Here is a 21,192-nt window from a genome sequence, read left to right as displayed (position 1 = left end):
TTTACCCTCCTTAAGCGGTAATGTTAGTCGCACTCATAATCGTTCGCCCATTCCGAACAACCCGGTAAGCACCCATCTCACCTTGTCGAAGGGTAAACGGAACGTTAATTGTTGTTTCCTGGTTAATCGTAATGTCTTGGTATTGCATTGTTAAATTATGCTGAGCATCTTTAATGTAAACCTGAACACGATTTTCACGTTGACCACCATTACCATCAAATGGAATATTAATCTGGATATTAGTAGTCTTGGTTTCATTCCCTGAGTTTGCAACGGTCACCGTTAACGTATCGTCACGACTCAAGGTCGAACCAGCCTTTGGCGTCTGTGCAATTACGTGGTTTGTTGCGACCGTCTTGGATGTTTTTTCTTGGGTTGTTAACTGCAAGTGGTGTTCATTAGCAAATTTCTGAACAACACTAATATCCTGGTTCTTAAAGTCAGGAATCTTAATCTGCGTCTTGCCTGCACTGACCTTAAAACGAATAGTGTGGGATGCTGTAGCAACGGTCTTCCCCTTTGCGTAATTTTGTTTCATGATTTGTCCAGGATCAACAGTCTCTGAATGGACCTTGACCTGTTCAACACGAAATCCCTTAGCACGCAGATTGCTTGCAACGTCACTATAATCAGAGCCAACATAATCAGCCATTGTCATTTGTTTAACACCCTGGCTAACCTTAAGATTAACGTAACTGTTAACCCGTGTCTTATCGCTTCCATTTGGTGAGCTGCTGACTACATGATTCTTAGGGATGCTTGAATTATATACCCGTGTAATGTTGCCAACTCGCAGGTTATGCTTATGTAACGTTTGTTCCGCTTTTACCGCACTTTGTCCATCAACATCAGGTGTCACTACACTCCGACCGAAAAACCACCAACCGCCAGAGCCAGCCAAAATTAAAGCCACTATTGCAATTCCTGACCAAATATATTTTTTATAGCGGTGCCAAACAGTTTCTTGCTTTTTTTGCGGCTGCTTCTTCTCATCTTGTTGTGGCTGCTTTTCGTGGTAACTTGGTAATTCAATTACCTTGGTTTCACCGTCATCGTCATCATTAAATTCCAGTCGCGGTTCATTTTTTCTTGCCGGATCCAGAGACGTTCTCAAGTCTGCGGCCATCGCTGCTGCTGATTTGTAACGATCACTCGGATCCTTAGCAGTCGCTTTGATAACAACATTTTCTAGTGCTTGAGGAATATCCCTATTAAAATCACGAACTGACGGAATATTTTCCTTGAAATGCTTTAGGGCGATTGAGACAGCTGTTTCACCCTCAAACGGAACCTTTCCGGTTAATAATTCATAAAGAATAATCCCTAAAGAATAGATATCAGACTGCTTGGTTGCGATACTTCCTCGTGCTTGTTCAGGAGATAGATAATGAACAGAACCCATCAACGTATTTGTTTGGGTTAGTGAGTCCTGATACGCGGCAACTGCTATCCCGAAATCAGTGATCTTAATATTTTTATTTTCATCAATTAGAATATTTTGTGGTTTTAAATCACGGTGAATAATCCCGTGGTCATGAGCAGCTTGAACGGCAGACAAAACCTGCTCCATAATGTCTACCACTTGCGGCAATGGTATCGGGAAATTTTTCTTAATATAGGCCTTTAAGTCCGTCCCTTCCACATACTGCATTACCATAAACTGCATTCCGTGATCCTCACCAATATCATAAACACCAACAATGTGAGGATCATTTAATTGTGTTGCTGCCATCGCTTCACGTTCAAAGCGACGTTGAGTATTTGGGTCATCACATAAATCTAAGCGAAGAAGCTTAACCGAAACTTTGCGGTCAAGCACTTCATCATATGCTAAATAAACATTCGCCATTCCGCCTTCACCAAGCGTGCGAATAATCCTGTATCGTTTACCGATTTTATATCCAGGATTCATTTACTACCCCTCCTGGTCTTCTGCTAACCCAATCAGGACAGTGATATTATCAGGTCCACCAGCCTCGTTTGCCATTTTTATTAATTGCGAGCACTTCTCTGTTAATGAGAGATCTGATTCGAGTACTCCCATCATCTGTTCTCGAGTAATCATTTTTGATAAACCGTCAGAACACAGCAAAATTTGGTCACCAGCACCCAGATCAAAGCGATTAACCTCAATTCTGGCATCAGCTGATACACCAATAGCACGAGTAATAATATTATTTTGTGGATAATTACGAGCTTCTTCTTCTGTAATGTCACCATGTTTGACCAGCTCATTAACTAATGAATGGTCGATTGTTACCTGTGTTAACAGGTTATCATGGAGAACATATCCCCGACTATCACCGATATTAGCAACTACCATTGCCTGATCAAAAATAATTGCGGCAACTAAAGTAGTGCCCATCCCCTGATATTTTGGGTTTTCCGTTGATTTTTGTAAGATTTCGTCATTGATTAATTGGACCTCACGTGCGAACCACCGGATTGCTTCCAATGATGAGTTTGGTGAGGCCGCTTGGAATTGACGATCAAGATGATCAACAGTAATTTGGGCAGCAACATCGCCACTTCGACTACCGCCGATTCCATCGGTAACGACCACCAAAAGGGTTCCATCAGGGGCAGTAAACTTGGCTACCCGATCCTGATTTTCCTTTCTTTGATGACCAATATCTGTTTGATAAGCAACTTTCATAAATAATGCTTTTCCCTTCTACAGATTTCGCTTAAGGCAACTAATAAAGAAGCCATCGGAACCGTAATCACTCGGCAGAATTGTTAAAGTTGCCGAATCTCGATCGTCCTTAAGAGCACGTTTTGTAACTGTTCGCTCCAGCGTAAAGTCTGGATGTGCCTGAAGGAATTCTTGAACGGTGTGTTCATTTTCTTCAGTTAAAATTGTGCACGTGCTAAAAATTATTATACCGCCTTTTTTCAGTTTTGGGGCAACCGCATTTAAAATTGCTAATTGAATTTGATGTAACTGCTGACTATCATGAGCAGTTTTCGTATAACGAATTTCCGGTTTGCGTCGTAATAATCCCATTCCGCTACATGGCGCATCAACTAAAATTCGATCGAATTCTTCATCAGCAAATTTGTCGTTAACCTTCCGGGCATCAAGCGCTATCGGTTTCACAACGCCTTCTACCCCCATTCGTTGAGCATTTTTCTCAATTAGACGAACTTTGTGTTGGTGAATATCTAGAGCAACAACTTTACCACCCTGATCAGATGAAAGCTGCTCAGCTATTTGAACGGTTTTGCCGCCTGGCGCTGCACATGCATCAAGCACCTTAAATTGTGGATGAAGATCCATACTTTCAACTGCTAGCATGGCACTTTCATCCTGAATCGTAATAACTCCATCCTTCAACAATGGGGAATTAACGATATTGCCTGATGTTACGACCAAAGCATTGACCGCAACTTGGCTTTCAGCCGTTTCAATACCTTCATCTAGTAACTGCTGCTTTACTGTTTCTAAACTACTCTTTTTAGTATTAACTCGAATGGAAACATGAGCAGGTTCATTAATCGCTTGTAGAATTTTCTTTGTCGTCTGCACGCCATTTTCTTCAATAAACTTTTCAACTAACCATTGAGGAACGCTCGCTTCAATTGATAATCGTTTTGCAATTGGCTTAATTGTCGAAAAATCAGGAACACCCTTTCGTAATGCAGAATGAAGGACTCCCGTAACAAACTTCCTAATTCCCGGATTCCCACGACGCTTAGCAATTTTAATTGTTTCATCGGTCACTGCCCAATTAGGAACTCGATCTAAATAGTTATATTGGTAAAACGCTGTTAGTAAGAGCGTTTCAACCCACGGATCCAGCTGTTTGCCTGGTGTCAACGATTTTAGCCAATATTCTAGGGTAAGCTGGTGTTGAAGCGTTCCGTAGACAATTGTCGTTACCAAACGTTGATCTGCGGGTTTTAGTTCATGCCGACGAAGCGTTTCGTCTACTTGAAGATTTGAATATGCCTTTGTTTTACGAACTCGCTCTAAAGAAGCAAAAGCTAATTCCCGCGCATTTTGTGGGGTGAATTTAGTCATCGGTTACCACTTGCATCCCTTCCTTAATGTTTTGGTGACCATTTAAGTAAGCCGTAATGTTCATTTTTTGCTTACCGGCAGGCTTTAACTCATTAATTTGATATGTAGTTCCCTTACCAGCAGCGATAACCAGGTGGTGTTTATCAATCCGAACGACTTTACCTGGTTCCAATTCAGTTTTTTCAGTCAATGGTGTCACATCATAAATCTTAGTTCGAAGCCCATCAATCTTCATGTTACCAATTGGGGCAGGACGCAACCCGCGAACCTTATCATCAATTTGCTGTGCTGACATTGTATAGTCAATTTTCTCTTGTTCACTTGAAATATTTGGTGAGAAAGTTACCTTTTCCGGATCTTGTTTTTGTGGTTTAACATTTCCACTAATCAAGTCAGGTAGCGTATCTAACAAGAGATCCCGACCAAGGATACTCAGCTTCTTAAACATTGTACCGTTATCATCATCAGGTTCAATTGGAATGGCTCGCTGAGAAATCATATCACCAGCATCCATTTTCTTAACCATGTACATAATCGTAACCCCGGTTTCCCGATCACCATTGATAATGGAATATTGAACTGGTGCACCACCACGATACTTAGGCAATAGTGAACCATGGACATTAATTGCAGCGATCTGTGCAGCATCTAATAGCTTTGTTGGCAAGAACTGACCATAAGCAGCAGTAATCAGCAAATCAGGATGCAGTTCGATAATCTCTGTCATCTCTTGACTACCACTAAGCTTAGCTGGTTGTAAAACCTTAATTTGGTTTTCTACGGCAAGTTTTTTCACTGGGGATGGGGTTAAAACATGTTTACGGCCAACACGGTGGTCAGGCTGGGTTAAAACAGCTTTAACGTCATATTCAGGCGCGTCAATAAGACTTTGAAGAATTGGAACTGCAAATTCAGGAGTTCCCATAAATACGATTGATGTTGACATAAGTAAGTCATCCTTTCATTACATAAAATATTGCGGATCGGGATCAATTGAAATTTGAACATCATTTTTTCCCTTACTCTGCGTTTCTTGAAGAATCTTTTGTAAGATCGAATGCAAATGTTGATCCTGCTTGTATTTGATTACAATTTGGTAGTAATATCGTCGTTTCATTCGCGCAATTGCCCGTGGCGTCGGTCCAAGAATAATTGTTGAGGGCATCAGACTTTTAGTTAACTGTTCTTTAATTTGCGCCATTGCGCGTGCAGCGACTGCTTCATCTTCATGACTCGCCATTAATCGAACAGTAAAATAATATGGAGGATAGCTAGCTTGGTGGCGCAATGCCATCTCCCGCTTAAAGAACCCTTCATAATCATTTCTTTGGGCAAATTGGATGGCATAGTGGTCGGGATTATAGGTTTGAATTATTACCTCACCTTTTTTATCAGCTCGCCCAGCACGTCCGCTAACCTGGCTCAGTAAGTCAAACGTTCGCTCGCTTGACCGAAAGTCAGGAAGCCCCAATCCGGTATCCGCGTTCAACACTCCCACTAGGGTAACATTAGGAAAATCGAGTCCCTTAGCAATCATTTGGGTTCCCAAGAGAATGTCAGCCTGATGGTGGCCAAATTGCCGTAAAAGTTTTTCGTGCATTCCTTTTCGTCTGGTGGTATCAACGTCCATCCGAATGATGCGCGCTTGGGGAATCAAACTGTTCAGTTCTCGCTCAACCTTTTCCGTTCCCGTCCCATAGTAGCGGATCTCGCGACTGCCACAATGAGGGCAAAAACGGGGAATCGGCTCCTCATGACCACAATAATGACATTTCATCGTGTGACTATCCATATGCAGTGTCAAAGAAATATCACAGTTGGGGCATTTAAGGACTTCACCACAATCACGACACATCATAAACGATGAAAAGCCCCTTCGATTAAGCATTAAAATACTCTGTTCATTTTTTGCCAAACGATCGGTTAGCTTAGTCAACAGCTCCCGAGAGAAGTTACTTTCTCCCCGTTCCTTAATCTCTGGACGCATATCCAACACTTTAATGGGTGGCAAGGGACGTTTATTTACCCGGTGCTTTAATTGAAGAAGTTGATAAACCCCTTTCATTGCTCGTGCCCGACTTTCTAAACTTGGAGTAGCAGAGCCAAGAACAACCGGGGCATCATTATACTCTCCTCGCCACTTTGCGACTTCGCGGGCATGATAGCGCGGAGCCTCATCTTGTTTATAGCTTGATTCATGTTCTTCATCTAAAATAATCACACCAATATTAGTTAGCGGAGCAAATATCGCAGATCGCGCACCAACAACAACCTGAGCTTCACCACGATTAATCCGCCGCCACTCATCAAAACGTTCCCCATCGGAAAGACCACTATGGAGGACCGCAACCTTTGAACCAAAGCGACGACGAACCCGGTTCACAATTTGCGGGGTTAAGGAGATTTCTGGAACAAGCATTAATGCTGTTTTATGATTTTGGAGTGCTTTAGCGATCGATTGGAGATAAACCTCGGTTTTCCCGCTACCCGTCACTCCTTCAAGAAGAAAAACGCGACTCTGAGAATCATCAATTGCCTGCTCGATCTTATCAGCAGCCGCTCGTTGTTCATCGTTCAAAGTTAACGGCTTGGCAAGGTGGTGATCATCCGGCAACGATTCTTGTCCAAGTGGTGTTCGATAAACTTCAATCGGTACCTTCGTTAACCAGCCCTTTTGAACACCAATATTAAAAGTTGCTGCTTTTATTCCGCTAACCTTTTCAGCATCCACCTGCTTGACCGTTTTACCAACAATACTTTGTAAATAAGAGAGAAGACGATTTTGTGCATGAGCATTAGCATGAAGGGAAGTTCGTGCTTCTTCAAGTTCTTCAAAATTTAACTGAGGACGGATTCCTACCGTTGTTTTGGTCTTTGCCTTATCTGCCACCACGTACTCAAAGCGAACCTTTCCCTGCCTTTGTAATTTGAGTAGCAAACTAACTATCTGAGGATTTGATTGGACTGTCGCAAAATCCAATTCATCTTTTCCGTGAAAAACATCGAAGGCAACCTGTTCATCAACCTCATCAATAATTTTAACGACTCGTGTTGACTTAGCTTTGAGCATATTAGGCAACATTGTATAAATACTGGAAATCCAAAAAGCGTATGTTTGATCCGCAAGCCATTTACTAAGACTTAATAATTCGTCCCCAATTACCGGTTGTAAATCCATTAAAGCGTCAATTGCTTTTAATTGACCGCTATACTTTGTTGGCTGATCAAGGCCAACAACAAATCCTTGTACCTGCCGCTTACCATTGCCAAACGGGACGACTACCCGCATTCCTAATTGAACCTGATTTTCGAGTCGAGTTGGCACTTGGTATGTATAGGGCCGATTTGTTTGCATTGTAGGAACATCAACAATTACCTGTGCTAACTGTGCCACGCTCTCACTCACCTTACTTTATCTTGGTAGCAAGTAACTGAATTAGTTTTATTGCCACTTCTGTCTTGGTCATTCTTGACCATTGAACCGGCTCAGTCCCTAATTGAAGAATTGTTACTTGGTTTAGGTCACTGCCAAATGCACCATTGTTGCCAGCAACACTGTTAGCAATGATCATATCAGCATTCTTACTTTTTAACTTCTTATTAGCATTTTGTACTAAATCAGCGGTTTCCGCAGCAAAACCAACTACGAACTGATCTGCACGTTTCTTTTCCGCAACCGTTTTTAAAATATCCGTTGTTTTCACTAATTGAAGTTCTAACTGTTCTTGATCATCCTGCTTCTTTATCTTTTGATTGGCAACCCGTGCAGGACGAAAATCAGCAACTGCAGCTGCCATGATTAAAATATCAGCTGCCGGAAAGAGTTCCGTGACTTTCTTCTGCATTTCCTCCGTACTTCCAACCTGGTAAATGCTAATTTGCGGGTTTACTGGCTGAGCAATCGAAATCTGACCAAGAACCAGTTCAACAGTAGCACCTGCATCTGCGGCCGCTTTTGCAATTGCAATCCCCATCTTGCCTGAAGAGCGATTACCAATAAAACGAACGGGGTCGATTGCCTCGCGGGTTCCACCAGCAGTAATTAATACTTTTTTCCCACGAAGAATTCCGGTAATTGAACTCTTAATTATCGACCGCAGCTGACTGATAATTTCAGCAGGTTCCGGTAAACGTCCTTTCCCCCGGTAACCTTCAGCAAGCATTCCAACTGCTGGTTCAATAATTGTTACTCCATCTTGCTTTAGTTGAGCCACGTTCCGTTGAACTGCTGGATTATTCCACATGTTGGTATTCATTGCTGGAACAACAATTTTAGGAGCTGCCGTGGCCAAAAGGGTTGTGGATACCGCATCGTCAGCAATTCCGTTCGCCATTTTACCGATAATATTAGCAGTTGCTGGTAACACGATTGCATAATCGGACCAATCTGCAAGTTCAATGTGAGGAACCGGGGAATTATTATAATTCCATAGGGTCGTCATTACAGGATGGTGCGTTAGTGCATGTAACGTTGAAGGGGTTACTAGTTTCGTTGCGGACTCAGTCATTGCCACGCGAACCTGGTGTCCATCCCTTTCTAAAGAACGAATTACCTCAATTCCCTTATAAAGAGCAATTCCTCCCGTCATATATATCGCTATTTTTGCCATCTAGCACCCTCCAATCGTTTAACTCCAAATTTGATTATATCATTCTCACTCGGTTTTTCCGTGACTTCCACAATAATTATTTAATAGAAAAAGCATTCGCAACCCCGGTGAATTAATCATTCAGAAATTACGAATGCCTCAATATAATAATGCCCACTTAGAAGTTAGTCTTGTAAGTCTTCAAAGTGATCTGGATCAATTGTTACCTTGTCGGCTTCAATTTCTTCTAGAGCCTTTCCAACTGGCTTACTTGAGTAGTAGTGATCAAGAAGTGGTGCGGATCCACGTTCCAATTCATGTGCCCGCTTACTTGCAAGCATAACTAAAGAGTAACGCGAATCAATTCGTTTTAACAATTCATCAACTGATGGAAAAAGAATCATTGTGCTGAATCTCCTAACATTTCAAGATAGCGTGGCATTACCCGATTAACCCGGAGCCGTTCCGTACGAATAATGTCCTTAATTTTAGCAACAGCATTTGGTACCTTGTCATTAACAACCGCGTAATCATAATTTTGCATCATTCGAATCTCATCAAAAGCCTTTCGAATTCGCTTGTTAATAACATCCATACTATCAGTACCACGGTGAATTAATCGTTGCTTCAGTTCATCCAAATCGGGTGGCGTTAAGAAAATAAAAACACCATCTGGACACTTTGAACGAACTTGCATTGCACCGTTAACTTCGATCTCAAGAAAAACATCTTTCCCTGAATCTAAGGTCTCATTAACATATTTTAATGGGGTCCCATAATAATTGTCAACATACTTTGCATATTCAAGCATTCCACCCGTTTGAATTTCGTGTTCGAATTCTTCCTTTGAAACAAAGTAGTAGTCAACCCCGTTCTTTTCACCAGGACGTGGTTGCCGTGTTGTCATCGAGATAGAATATTGAAAGTCATTGTCATTGGAATCAAAAATTGCTTTACGTACAGTACCCTTACCTACACCAGAAGGGCCAGAAAGTACAATTAACATTCCCCTTTTTGCCATGCTAATTCTCCTATTCAAATATAACGTATTATTACTATAATGCACTAAATAAGCGATAAAATCAACTATTGGAATTGGTATTTTTTCTAAATTTGGGCTTGCTTTTTTGAACGTCTGTTCGTATACTATAACTACAAACAAATGTTCGGAGATGTGTGAAATGCAAATGGAACAGTCTTTATTTAAATCAGCATCAACTATCATTAATGGTAAATTACAGCAGTTACTGAATAACGATTTTTCGTTTCACGAAGAGCCAATTCAATTATTAACTCCCCAACCAGCAAAGCAACGGCTTTCTTTCCTCAACAAAACTATCAACAACGGTTTGCAGGTGTTGATTCAACTAATGCCCATTAATAATGATGGTTACCCTGTTAATGTCCGTGGCACTGTTAAGAAATTAGATAACAAACGATACCTAATCCAAAATCAAAATGTCAGTTACGTAGTTAATTTTAACCAAATTCGCTATATCGCAAATTTTTGATTTCTGCTAAATTAATAGCAAGCAAAAGAACGAGCGGGGCTGTGACATAAGGTATATTACCTAGGAAAAATACAAACGACGCAGTACACAAATGGGTTTCAGTGCTCGGAAAATCCGAACGCTGAAACCCTATTTGTGCTTGCGGGGGTTCGAAAACGAACTAGCGAGCTAGTTCTGTCTCACTCCCTCGTTCTTTTTATTCTCAATTAAACTCATTCCATATTGTCTGTGTTGCTTACTCTTGTGCCATCTTTAATAATTCTTCCGCATGTTCTTTGGTTAATTTCGTTACCTTTTCACCCGACAACATTCGTGCCAATTCGTTAACCCGTTCTTTATCACTAAGGATTGTCACCATTGTGGTTGTCCGCTCGTCTTTAACATGTTTCTGAATTAAAAAGTGGTGTTGCGCTACAGCAGCAACTTGTGGCAAGTGAGTAATACAAAGGACCTGTGACTTATTTGCAATTACCTTAATTTTATCTGCAATTGCTTGAGCAACACGTCCACTAACCCCAGTATCTACCTCATCAAAGATAATACTCGTAACGCCTTCATTTTGCGCAAAGATTGTTTTAAGGGCAAGCATTACCCGTGAAAGTTCACCACCAGAAGCAATCCGTGCTAATGGTCCCATCGTTTCCCCGGGATTAGTCTGGATATAAAATTCAACATCGTCAATTCCATCAGGAGTAAAGTGAACTCGTGACTGCTTTGCAAAGTGAACTTCAAAAACTGCTTTATCCATATAAAGTTCTTTTAACTGCTGATGAACTAATTTGGTTAACCGGTGCGCTGCCTGTTGACGAATCTGACTTAACTGCTGTCCAGTCTTAACTAACTTTTCTTCAGCAGTTGACAGACGCTCTTCTAAATCACTGTTTGAATCTGCAGCTTCTTCCATCGAATCCAGTTCTTGCTTAATTTGATCATAGTATTTAAGAACATCCTTAACACTATCGCCATACTTATGCTCCAAGTCGCCAATCATAGTTAATCGTTGGTCAATCTCACTAAGCCGGTTATCATCAAACTCCAGCAGGTCTAGCTGCTGACTAGCTTCTGTGGCAACATCTTGAAGTGCGTAGTAGGCATCATTTAACGATTTACTTAGCGAATCATATGCGCCATCAAATTCTGCAATTTCATTAATTGAATTCATAACAGTCGCAATTTGGTCAAGAACCGCTCCCTGATCGCCACCGTTGAATACCGTCACTGCCTGTTGAAGCGCATTGTTAATCTGCTGAAAATGTTCTAAGCGGTCCCGCTCACTCGTTAACTGCTCTTCTTCATCAGCTTTTAAATTAGCCTCCGCAATCTCATTAACTTGGTAGCGAAGCATATCTAAGCGTTGGGCCCATTGTTGTTCATTATTTTGTTTTTTGCTAACCGCTGCCTTTAATTTTACATAATTCTGATATTCATCTTGGTAACGAGTCAATAATTTATGAACCTCGTTATGAGCAAATTGGTCCAACATTCCCAGATGCATCTCCGGTTGTAATAATAATTGGTGCTCATTTTGCCCCTGAATATCTACCAATCGCGAACCAATTTGACGTAATGTTGCAGTATTAATTAATTGACCATTAACCCGGATAACATTTCGACCACGACGATAAATTTCCCGTGAAATAATCAGGATCCCGTCTTCATGATCAATCCCTAATGAATCCAATAGATGATTAAATTCTGGGTCTTGCGGAAGAGCAAACTGTCCTTGAAGAGATAGCTTATCAGCGCCACGACGAATGTATTCTTGAGAGCCACGGCCACCCGCTAGCAATCCCACGGCATCAATAATGATGGACTTTCCGGCACCAGTTTCCCCCGTTAGAACTGTCATTTGATCAGAGAAATCTAACGAAAGATGCTTGATGATTGCCAGATTATCAATTGTTAATTCCTGTAACATTTAGTCACCCTGATTCATCAAATTTTGAAACATCTCTTCAACATTAACTGCCGCATCTGCTGATCGACAAACAACCAAGACTCCAGCATCATCACCAATTACTGAAAAGACGTCATCAATTTCTAATTGTCGGATTAAGCTTGCCATCACTGGCCCATTTCCCGGACGCATGACAATTGACAAGAATTCTGTTTGACGTTCTAAAGAAAGCATGTTGTTAGATAATTCGGTACTTAATCTGGTTTGGTTATCAATATTCCCTTGTGCAGGCAGGGCGTAGCGGTACCCACCATCATTAGAGGGAACCTTAACCAGTTGTAATTCTTTAATATCGCGTGAAATTGTCGCCTGAGTTGCGCGAACACCACGATCCTTCAATGCAGCAACTAAATCATCTTGCCGTTCAATTTGACTTTTAGTAATAATTTCCCGAATTAACTGTTGGCGCTCAACCTTCCTCATCATTTTTCACTCCTTATGGTTAAGTTCTTCATCAGCATGAGCCAATACTTGATCAATATTAACCTGTTCCGCAACTTTGCCAGGCTGTCCTGTTAATTTTAAATGAACAAGAAATTCAATATTTCCTTGGCCACCCTTAATTGGTGAAAAATCCAAATTAAGAATATCAAAGCCATCTTCCCGCGCAAAGGAAAGGACCTCTTCAAGGACCTCCCTATGAACAGCATGATCCTTAATAATTCCATGTTTGCCTACTTTTTCTTTTCCTGCCTCAAATTGTGGCTTAATTAATGCTACCACTTCACCACCAGGAATAAGGATTTTTGCTAATGGCGGTAGGATTAAGCGCAAAGAAATAAATGAGACATCAATCGAAGCAAACTCAGGCTGTCCATGGTCGAAATCGGCTAACTTGCTATAGCGAAAATTAGTTTGTTCCATAACAACCACTCGTGGATCCTCACGAAGCTGCCATACTAGTTGATTGGTTCCAACATCAAGCGCATAACTTAGCTTTGCCCCATTTTGCAACATTACATCGGTAAAACCACCCGTTGAAGAACCAATATCTAAAACCGTCTTATCCTTAACACTAATATCAAAGACCTTTAGTGCTTTGGCCAGTTTTAACCCGCCACGACTAACATATGGCATCTTATGGCCCTTCATATGCAGCGTTGTGGTTACCGGGATCTTTTCTCCTGGTTTATCTAAACGTTCATTATTCTTTCCTAGAATTTCACCAGCCATCACAGCTCGCTTTGCCTGTTCACGAGAGTCAAAAAGTCCCTGTTTTACAAGCAAAATATCAACACGTTGTTTTTCCATCGTTACCCTCACAATTTAAAATATGCTAAAAACTGATCATAAGCACTGAAATCATGACCGGTTTTATCAACCAGTTTTTTTTGAGTCTTCTTAGCCTGTTTCAATGCTAAATGGAGTTGTTCCTCTGCTCCTTGAATACCTAGCAGTCCCGGATAGGTATTCTTATGTTCGCTAGCATCCTTATGAACAGCTTTTCCCATCTGTTTTGCCGTACCAACAACGTCCATTAAGTCATCATAGATTTGGAAAGCGAGACCAAATTGAGCACCAAAATCAGCAAGAAGATTTTTGGTAGTCGAATCCTGTTTTGTAATGATTCCACCAGCCAAAACAGCATAACTTAAAAGGTCCCCTGTCTTTTGACGATGAAGGTAGCGCAATTGTTCAAGGGTTAAGTTTTGGTGTTCTCCCTCAATATCTCGAGCTTGGCCGGCAACCATTCCCGCAGGACCGGCTGCCTTAGCAAGTGCTAGCGTTAATTCTGCTTGTGTCTCCGTTGGCAATTGGTTATCTGTTAACCATTGAAATGCCATGGTCAGCAAGCCATCACCTGCGAGCGTTGCCATTCCTGCCCCAAACTTTTTATGGTTAGTCGGCTTACCGCGACGCAGGTCATCATTATCCATTGCCGGCAAATCGTCATGAATTAATGAATATGTATGAAGCAATTCAATAGCAGTTGATGCCTTCATTACATTCTGGTTAAGCTGCCCGCCAAATATCTGGACAGTCGTCAATGTTAATGCTGGACGCAATCTTTTTCCACCAGCATTAACAGAATATTCCATTGATGATGCCAAAGTTGGCTGATCAATATCAGACGGCATCTGCTGCTCCAAGAATTGATCAATTTGTTCTTTTAATTCTTTCAGTTCAAGCATCAGATTACTCCTCTAGCGGTTTCTCATCACTACCGTAGCCACGATTGCCACCGCCATTATTACTTGGATCATCTGTTGCTTTTTCGTACTGTTTCTCATTACCTTCGTCATCAATTAGACTACCTAATGTCTTTTCAGCACTGGTTAGCTTCTTTTGAAGTGCCCGCGCTAATTCAATCCCGTCTTTATACTGAGTAAGTGCCTCTTCCAACGGGACATTCCCCTGTTCCAAGTGACTAACAATTTGTTGAAGTTGGCTTAGCTGTTCTTCAAATGTTGCTTTTTTCTCTGCCATTTTAGTTCTCCTTTGTGCCAATAATCTTGGCAGTTGCTTTCCCATCATTAAAATGAAGGCTTACCTGCTGACCGCTTTTCAATTCTTTAACCGTATTAACAACTGAATTACGGTAAGTAACGTACGAATATCCACGTCCCATAATCTTCAATGGACTTAAAGAATCTAATTGCTGGATCAAGCTCGTTACTTGCTGATGACGTTGTTGTTGACTATTTTTAGCACTGCTTAGCAACCGGTTCTGAAGCTGAGTAACCGTTTCTTGTGCCCGTTCAATTGTATGTTGGGGAGAGTTAATTTGTAACCTTCCTTGCAGCTGCTGAACACGGTTTAAACGGTCTTTAACAAGATTACTAACGTTGTTTTCTAAAGTTTGAGTTAATTGATCGAGCTTCTGAGCATAATTTTCATATAGCCTGCTTGGCTGCTGAAAAATATAACTTTGCAATTGCTTTTGTAATTGTTTTCGGTCAAAATCAATCAACTTTTTCATCGTGTTATTTAAACGGACTTGATCATCCTGGATAGTCATTAAAACATCTGCAAGGCGGTTTGGTGTTGCCAATTCTGCCGCTGCAGTTGGCGTAGCTGCCCGTTGATCGGCCACCAAATCAGCAATAGTGGTATCAGTCTCATGACCAACTGACGAAATTACCGGAATATGGCTGTCAGCGATTGCCCGTGCAACGATTTCCTCATTAAAAGGCCATAAATCTTCCAACGATCCACCACCACGACCAATAATCATCGTGTCAAAATTTCCGATCTGGTTCGCCCGGTTAATTTGACGAGCAATATCAGTGGCAGCCTTGTCTCCCTGAACAACAGTCGGAAATAAAACGACCTGCGCAATTGGGTAGCGTCGACGAACCGTCGTGTTAATATCACGAATTACCGCACCATCTAAACTGGTTACAACAGCAATTCTTTTAGGAAATTGCGGAATTGGTCGTGGGATTTGATCAAAGAGTCCCTCAGCGCCTAACTTCTTTTTTAACTGTTCAAATTGGAGATAAAGGGCACCAAGCCCATCCGGCTCCATTCGGTCAACGTAAATCTGGTAGCGACCGCTTTTTTCATAGAGACCAATATGACCAACAACTAAAATCTTCATCCCAGTTTCAGGACGAAAATTCACCTGACGAAATTGGCGTTCAAACATTACAGCATCAATAACCGCATTTTCATCTTTAATACTAAAATATTGGTGACGTTGCCGAAGACGAAAATTTGAAAGCTCACCAGTTAAATAAACGGTTTTTAAATAAGGATCACGATCAAATTTTTGTTTTAAATAACTTGTTAATTCACTAACTGTTAAGTATTGACTTCTATCCATTATGACTCCACTCCGTAAGATCAACGGTTTGTTCCATTAGTGTTGCAATCGTCATTGGGCCAACACCGCCCGGAACAGGAGTAATCATTTTAGCAATAGGAGCAACACTTTCAAAATCGACATCCCCCGTTAGTGTTTTATCTTCCAAACGATGTATACCAACGTCAATTACAGTTGCACCCTTTTTAACCATTTCACCAGTAATCAGGTGCTTAACTCCTGCCGCAACAACAAGAACATCAGCTTGTCTAGTTATTTCACTAAGGTTTCTAGTATGACGATTAGCAATCGTAACTGTCGCATTAGCATTTTCAAGTAATGCTGCCATCGGTTTGCCAACAAGAATACTCCTCCCGACAACAACCGCACGCGCTCCCTCCAGCTTAACCTGATAATGCTTCAAGAGACTCATGATTCCTTTAGGCGTACAACTAACTGGATAGTTTTCATTAGCATTACTGTATAAAAGACCAACATTATACGGGTGGAAGCCATCAACGTCTTTATGCGGATCAATAGCATTGAGAAGCTCATTCCCATCTAAATGGTCAGGTAACGGCTCCTGAATAAGGATCCCATTAATCATCTTATCTTCATTAAATTGACGAATATCGTGCAAGAGTTCCTCCTGACGAACATCATCTGGATAAACCGAAAGGACAGAATGGATTCCTAATTTTTTGGCTTTCTTATCCTTCATTCGGGTATAAATTTTACTAGCCGGATCCTCACCAACTAATATTACTGCCAAGCCGGGAATAATCCCTTCATTGGCTAAGCGGGTTACTCGTTCTGCGGTATTTTCATTAATTTCTTTTGCCACTGCACGGCCGTCAATTAGTATCGCCATTCTGCCATTCCCCTTTTCCAGTTTAACTAAAAATATTTTACCATATCAATACCAAAAGAAGTTTAAAGCAAAAGAGAGTTTGCACTTTTACTGCATCCTCTCCTTAACCCAATATTTAGTTACTTTCTAATTGGCGTTCGAACTTGCCTAATGCACCATTGATAAACTTACGGGACTTATCGTTACTGTAGGTTTTAGCCAATTCCAGTGCCTCATTAATTGCAACAACAGTTGGTACTTCATCTACGAATTGGATTTCGTACAAAGCTAACCGCAAAATTACCAGATCCGTTTGGGCAAGACGATTAATTTCCCAACCACTAGCCAGTAATTGTGTAATTTGCTCATCAAGTTTTTCTTGATGTTCACTAACTCCCTCAACCAACGTTTGTAAGTATGCAGGAATCTTATCAGCATGACTTGGCAATGATTCATAAATATCAGTTAATGTTGCGTCTGGATTTGACTGCTTAGCAAATAAAATTTGAAAGGCTTCTTCACGAATTGCGTGTCGATTCGGCATCATTACTTTTCACCAGCCTTATCATCTTCGTGTTCTCCAAAAATATCATCTGGATCCACTGTTTGTTCTTCCTTCTTTTGAACAATTCCCTTAACGTGGATATTGACCTCACTGACATTCAGATCAGTCATCAAGGTTACTTGTTGTTTTACCCGGTCTTGAATCTTTGCAGCAAGCTTAGGAACTGAAACACCATAATCAATATAAACATCAATATCGATAGTTAAATTCTCATTTTGGTTAGTTAGCTTAACCCCGCGACGCTGATCAGACCGTCCTAATAATTCGCCAAAACTATTGGCAAGTGAACCGTACATTTTTGAAACACCGTCAATTTCACTTGCAGCAACGCCAGCAATAATCTCAACAACACGAGGTGCTACTTCAATCGTGCCGAGGGACTGATCTTCACTGCTTAAGATGATCTTTGAATCTTCTGCCATTGTAAGTCCTCCATTTATAGTATTTCAGTATATTAACTACTAATTATTTTTAGTAGCTTTACAATAATCTTCATCGAAGTATCTCAGTATTATTTTGCACTATCTATTAGAAAAAAGCAACAATCCAATCAAGTGGTTTTGAGCGAGAATCGTTCTATCAGGTGTGGCTGACGATTGTACCAATCATGAATCACTAAATCAACCTCGCTAGCTTGAAAGTCACCGAGTTCAACATTATGAAAATTATTAATTTCATTTAAAAATTCTTGCGGGTGAATAAGCTTCTTTTTAAATCTCGCCACTGTTGCATGGCCAGAAAAGGTTGCGTAACGTTCATCCAATAACAATCCATTCTTAAGCAGGCTCGCCCTTAACCCATTACGAAGTTGTTGCAATTCTGAAGAATAAAAGCCCTTAACAAGAATTGCTCCCGGACTACAAATCAGCCCAGCCAAATGCCAATTAATTGCATTAACATTCTCAATCTTTTCCTGGATGACTTGCCGATAGTTAATTAATTTTTCTTTAGACATATGAAAGTCAGGAACAGCACGACGAATATCCATCACAGTAATATGGATGGTATTAGCTGTGTAATAATATTGAAACGGTTCTAGTTTTTTAAGGTCATTTAGTACAAAACTAATATTCCTGGTAACGTGAGCCGGTAGCTTAACCAGCAGTGTCAGTCCTTGGCGGGAATCAGCTTTTAAATTTTGTAAATTAGGATCAACCTGTTCTTGGTGATTACTAATTGCCTGGATCCCCTGTTGCGCAATCCGAGTATAAAGTTGCTTCAGTTTTTCCATTGCTAGTCCTCAACAACGATCAATTCTGTTGGTGCAGTTGTAATTACTTCTGCACCACCGTGAGTCACAATAATATCATCTTCAATTCGCACCCCACCAATTTCAGGAATGTAGATCCCTGGTTCAACCGTAATCACTTCATTATTTTTCAGTTTGACCCTTTTTGTTCCTGGCGCATACGTTGCAGGCAGCTCATGAACCGCTAAACCAATACCATGCCCCATTCCGTGATTAAATTCATCACCGTAGCCAGCTTCTTCGATTAATGCCCGGCCATATGCATCCAGTTCATTGCCACGAATACCAACCTTAGCATGATCGATCACCAACTGACGAGCTTCATTCACAATTTTATAAATATCACGGAGTTCAGGATCAATTGAGCCGACCGCAAATGTTCTAGTCATATCTGCAGTGTAGCCATCAAGATAGTAGCCAAAATCTAATGTCACAACATCCCCATCAGCAATCGGCTTACTTGAAGCGGTTGCGTGCGGCTTTGCAGAATTAGCTCCACTAGCAACAATTGTTGGGAAAGATGGTCCTGAAGCGCCCTGCATCTTCATCCAATAATCAAGTTTTATTGCTAATTCACGTTCTGTTATCCCGGGATGAACAATCGAAAGGAAATAATCGTACCCTGCTGATTGTAATTCAGCTGCAGCACGAAGCTTGTTGATCTCAGTGCTATCCTTAACTAACCGCATCTTTTCAATCAAATGGTGGAACGGGACAATATCAGACGTCATTAGTTCATCAAAAGCATCAAAAAGATGATATGAAATAGTGTCTTCATAGCCAAGAACCGTTAAGTTGAGTCCTTCACAAATCTTATTAACAGAACCATAATAGTCTCGACTAATTGTTGCAACAACCTCATCAGATTCAAATTCTTCTAAGGCTAACTGATAGCGCTCATCAGTAATAATAATTGCGTTCTGCGGCGTTACTAATAAGCATCCATCTCCCTGAAGGAGGTTAAATCCTGTTAAATAATAAATATTTTTTTGATCAGTCACCAAAAAAGCATCAATGTATAATTGTTCAAACTTCTGTTGTAACCTACTGATTCTTGACATTAGCTAATCCCCCATTTTTGGTTTAATTCTATTATAGGTAATTTTTACAATTAATGCTGAGGGGTAATATTTAAAAAATAAAAAGGACCGAACCATTAAAGGTGCAGTCCATTATATTATTATTCGGCAACTGGGTAAACAGAAACCTTCCGCTTGTCACGGCCAAGACGTTCAAACTTAACCCGACCAGCAACCTTAGCGTAAAGGGTATCGTCACCACCACGGCCAACGTTTTCACCAGGGTTAATGTGAGTACCACGTTGACGGTAAATAATTGAACCAGCTGTAACGATAGAACCATCAGCAGCCTTGGTACCAAGACGACGACCAGCTGAGTTCCGACCGTTGGCAGTGGAACCGCCCCCTTTGTGGTGAGAGAAGAATTGCAAATTCATAATCATAATTGTTCACCTCCAGCAAATATTTTTAATTTTCAAACATTTTGATTTCAATGTTTTGAGGATAGCTTTCCGCAATATCATTCATTCCATTGAAGAATGTCTGCATAATAACTTGCGCATCATGAGCTAAGCTAATATCAGTAACATTGAGAAAGCCACCATTATCATCGTCACTATCAACATTGGGCTTGGTCTTAGCGACCTGTGTCAAACCATTAATAGTTGAGATTGATAAAGCAGATGCAGCAGCACAAACAATATCCTGACCATAAGGACCAGCATCGGCATGCCCTGCCATCTGAAAAGCGGTAATTAGGTGATCCGAATTTAATTTAAAAGTTACCCGAATCATTATTTACCTCCGCATTAAGCATTGATCTTGTTAACAGTAACCTTAGTGTATGGTTGACGGTGACCTTGCTTAGTGTGGGTGTGCTTCTTAGGCTTGTACTTGAAGGTAACAACCTTCTTTTCCTTACCTTGCTTGTCAACAGTAGCTTCAACTGATGCACCATCAACTAATGGAGTACCAATCTTAGTGCTGTCGCCACCAACAAAGACTACTTGATCAAAAGTAACCTTGTCGCCTTCCTTAGCATCAAGCTTTTCAACGTAGATGGATGAACCTTCTTCTACCTTGTATTGCTTACCGCCAGTTACGATAATTGCGTACATAAATTTGTGCACCTCCTTAATTTCTAAGACTCGCCGAACCAAGCAGCAAATGCTTTAAACTTGGCAGCGTGCGGTTGTAGTTGTTGGGTCACAAATACAACAGTTGCATAATATCAAAAATCAACTAATTAGTCAACCATAACTTTTATAGAGTTCAAAAAAGAGTGTCAGCTGACTACTTGTCAATCTGACGCTCCCTAAATTGGGATTCATTGAATATCCTGTAATGCCGGCTCAGTTTCGTGACTAAAGAAGTCAAGCAAGAGGATATTGTTAGAATCCAACTGATCAAGCATCTTCCCCACGCTTTGGGTCATGTACCGTGATGTATAAATCATACCATCTTTTAGCCAATGACTTATTAAGCCAAGAAGTGCTGAATCAATGAAGGAAATCTGCAAATTCAAGGGAACTTTTGGTTGCTCATCTGATTCAGCCATTACAGTGTAGAACCTTGATAGCTGTTCAGATAACCGATCATAAAGTTGTTCATAAAAGAAGTCATTTCGTTCGTTGTTCAGTAATACATCAAAAATATCAGCTTCACTTTCAATGTACTGAAACG

24 protein-coding genes and 1 other annotated feature are annotated in these 21,192 nt (G+C 40.8%); of the genes, 1 reads left to right on the top strand and 23 read right to left on the bottom strand.

Going from position 1 to position 21,192, the window contains the following annotated elements; all coding sequences use genetic code 11:
- Positions 1-10: 10 nt before the first annotated feature.
- From pknB to gmk, 8 genes are all read right to left on the bottom strand, one after another.
- Positions 11-1,912 carry a Stk1 family PASTA domain-containing Ser/Thr kinase gene (pknB, locus tag HMPREF0549_RS05845; protein ID WP_003717342.1) on the bottom strand — a complete coding sequence of 634 codons (1,902 nt, stop codon included), beginning with the start codon at positions 1,910-1,912 and terminating at the stop codon, positions 11-13.
- 3 nt (positions 1,913-1,915) lie between these two features.
- A complete protein-coding gene (locus tag HMPREF0549_RS05840; RefSeq protein ID WP_003717341.1) occupies positions 1,916-2,656 on the bottom strand; it encodes a Stp1/IreP family PP2C-type Ser/Thr phosphatase in 741 nt (246 codons plus the stop codon).
- A gap of 18 nt (positions 2,657-2,674) precedes the next feature.
- Complete coding sequence (gene rsmB / locus HMPREF0549_RS05835) at positions 2,675-4,024, bottom strand: 16S rRNA (cytosine(967)-C(5))-methyltransferase RsmB (protein ID WP_003717340.1); 1,350 nt, start codon at positions 4,022-4,024, stop codon at positions 2,675-2,677.
- Entirely contained in the window at positions 4,017-4,970 is a 954-nt protein-coding gene (gene fmt / locus HMPREF0549_RS05830) for a methionyl-tRNA formyltransferase (protein WP_040531406.1), read from the bottom strand. Before fmt ends, rsmB begins: the two co-directional genes overlap by 8 nt.
- Before the next feature lie 18 nt (positions 4,971-4,988).
- Positions 4,989-7,418 carry a primosomal protein N' gene (gene priA / locus HMPREF0549_RS05825; protein WP_040531404.1) on the bottom strand — a complete coding sequence of 810 codons (2,430 nt, stop codon included), beginning with the start codon at positions 7,416-7,418 and terminating at the stop codon, positions 4,989-4,991.
- Between the two features lie 13 nt (positions 7,419-7,431).
- Positions 7,432-8,634, bottom strand: a complete 1,203-nt coding sequence (coaBC, locus tag HMPREF0549_RS05820) for a bifunctional phosphopantothenoylcysteine decarboxylase/phosphopantothenate--cysteine ligase CoaBC (RefSeq protein WP_003717337.1) — start codon at positions 8,632-8,634, stop codon at positions 7,432-7,434.
- Positions 8,635-8,798: 164 nt separating this feature from the next.
- Complete coding sequence (gene rpoZ, locus HMPREF0549_RS05815) at positions 8,799-9,017, bottom strand: DNA-directed RNA polymerase subunit omega (protein WP_003717336.1); 219 nt, start codon at positions 9,015-9,017, stop codon at positions 8,799-8,801.
- Complete coding sequence (gmk, locus tag HMPREF0549_RS05810; RefSeq protein ID WP_040531401.1) at positions 9,014-9,634, bottom strand: guanylate kinase; 621 nt, start codon at positions 9,632-9,634, stop codon at positions 9,014-9,016. Before gmk ends, rpoZ begins: the two co-directional genes overlap by 4 nt.
- Positions 9,635-9,794: 160 nt before the next feature.
- Between gmk and HMPREF0549_RS05805 the strand changes: the two genes are divergently transcribed.
- Entirely contained in the window at positions 9,795-10,124 is a 330-nt protein-coding gene (locus HMPREF0549_RS05805; protein ID WP_003717334.1) for a hypothetical protein, read from the top strand.
- Between the two features lie 235 nt (positions 10,125-10,359).
- Here the strand turns inward: HMPREF0549_RS05805 and recN are convergent, their stop codons facing one another.
- The 15 genes from recN to HMPREF0549_RS05730 form a co-directional block, all read right to left on the bottom strand.
- Complete coding sequence (recN, locus tag HMPREF0549_RS05800) at positions 10,360-12,042, bottom strand: DNA repair protein RecN (RefSeq protein WP_003717333.1); 1,683 nt, start codon at positions 12,040-12,042, stop codon at positions 10,360-10,362.
- The gene (locus HMPREF0549_RS05795) at positions 12,043-12,504 is read right to left on the bottom strand and encodes an arginine repressor (protein WP_040531398.1); all 462 of its coding nucleotides are present in this window, start codon (positions 12,502-12,504) and stop codon (positions 12,043-12,045) included.
- A gap of 6 nt (positions 12,505-12,510) precedes the next feature.
- Positions 12,511-13,332 (bottom strand): TlyA family RNA methyltransferase, encoded by an 822-nt coding sequence (locus tag HMPREF0549_RS05790; protein WP_003717331.1) that lies wholly within the window; start codon positions 13,330-13,332, stop codon positions 12,511-12,513.
- 8 nt (positions 13,333-13,340) lie between these two features.
- Entirely contained in the window at positions 13,341-14,216 is an 876-nt protein-coding gene (locus tag HMPREF0549_RS05785) for a polyprenyl synthetase family protein (RefSeq protein WP_373369811.1), read from the bottom strand.
- A 1-nt stretch (position 14,217) separates the two neighbouring features.
- Positions 14,218-14,508 carry an exodeoxyribonuclease VII small subunit gene (locus HMPREF0549_RS05780; protein WP_003717329.1) on the bottom strand — a complete coding sequence of 97 codons (291 nt, stop codon included), beginning with the start codon at positions 14,506-14,508 and terminating at the stop codon, positions 14,218-14,220.
- 1 nt (position 14,509) lies between these two features.
- A complete protein-coding gene (xseA, locus tag HMPREF0549_RS05775; protein ID WP_003717328.1) occupies positions 14,510-15,847 on the bottom strand; it encodes an exodeoxyribonuclease VII large subunit in 1,338 nt (445 codons plus the stop codon).
- Positions 15,840-16,697: a bifunctional methylenetetrahydrofolate dehydrogenase/methenyltetrahydrofolate cyclohydrolase FolD gene (gene folD / locus HMPREF0549_RS05770; protein ID WP_003717327.1), complete on the bottom strand. Its 858-nt coding sequence runs from the start codon at positions 16,695-16,697 to the stop codon at positions 15,840-15,842. The genes xseA and folD overlap by 8 nt, the downstream gene beginning before the upstream one ends.
- A gap of 115 nt (positions 16,698-16,812) precedes the next feature.
- On the bottom strand, positions 16,813-17,223 hold the full coding sequence (gene nusB / locus HMPREF0549_RS05765; protein ID WP_003717326.1) for a transcription antitermination factor NusB: 411 nt from the start codon (positions 17,221-17,223) through the stop codon (positions 16,813-16,815).
- Positions 17,223-17,663 carry an Asp23/Gls24 family envelope stress response protein gene (locus tag HMPREF0549_RS05760; protein WP_003717325.1) on the bottom strand — a complete coding sequence of 147 codons (441 nt, stop codon included), beginning with the start codon at positions 17,661-17,663 and terminating at the stop codon, positions 17,223-17,225. The genes nusB and HMPREF0549_RS05760 overlap by 1 nt, the downstream gene beginning before the upstream one ends.
- 128 nt (positions 17,664-17,791) lie before the next feature.
- The gene (locus tag HMPREF0549_RS05755; RefSeq protein ID WP_003717324.1) at positions 17,792-18,472 is read right to left on the bottom strand and encodes a 2'-5' RNA ligase family protein; all 681 of its coding nucleotides are present in this window, start codon (positions 18,470-18,472) and stop codon (positions 17,792-17,794) included.
- A 2-nt stretch (positions 18,473-18,474) separates the two neighbouring features.
- Complete coding sequence (locus HMPREF0549_RS05750; protein ID WP_003717323.1) at positions 18,475-19,551, bottom strand: M24 family metallopeptidase; 1,077 nt, start codon at positions 19,549-19,551, stop codon at positions 18,475-18,477.
- Positions 19,552-19,670: 119 nt separating this feature from the next.
- Positions 19,671-19,952: a 50S ribosomal protein L27 gene (gene rpmA, locus HMPREF0549_RS05745; protein WP_003717322.1), complete on the bottom strand. Its 282-nt coding sequence runs from the start codon at positions 19,950-19,952 to the stop codon at positions 19,671-19,673.
- A 25-nt stretch (positions 19,953-19,977) separates the two neighbouring features.
- Positions 19,978-20,304, bottom strand: coding sequence for a ribosomal-processing cysteine protease Prp (locus tag HMPREF0549_RS05740; protein ID WP_003717321.1), 327 nt, complete (start codon positions 20,302-20,304; stop codon positions 19,978-19,980).
- A 14-nt stretch (positions 20,305-20,318) separates the two neighbouring features.
- Complete coding sequence (gene rplU, locus HMPREF0549_RS05735) at positions 20,319-20,627, bottom strand: 50S ribosomal protein L21 (RefSeq protein ID WP_003717320.1); 309 nt, start codon at positions 20,625-20,627, stop codon at positions 20,319-20,321.
- 16 nt (positions 20,628-20,643) lie between these two features.
- Positions 20,644-20,713: a sequence feature (ribosomal protein L21 leader region), on the bottom strand.
- 123 nt (positions 20,714-20,836) lie between these two features.
- A partial coding sequence (locus tag HMPREF0549_RS05730; protein WP_003717319.1) for a TetR-like C-terminal domain-containing protein occupies positions 20,837-21,192 on the bottom strand: 356 nt, incomplete at its 5' end.

Source organism: Limosilactobacillus vaginalis DSM 5837 = ATCC 49540 (assembly GCF_000159435.1).
Lineage (GTDB): Bacteria > Bacillota > Bacilli > Lactobacillales > Lactobacillaceae > Limosilactobacillus > Limosilactobacillus vaginalis.
The sequence above is the reverse complement of the archived record's forward strand: the minus strand, read 5'-3'. Positions and strand labels throughout refer to the sequence as shown.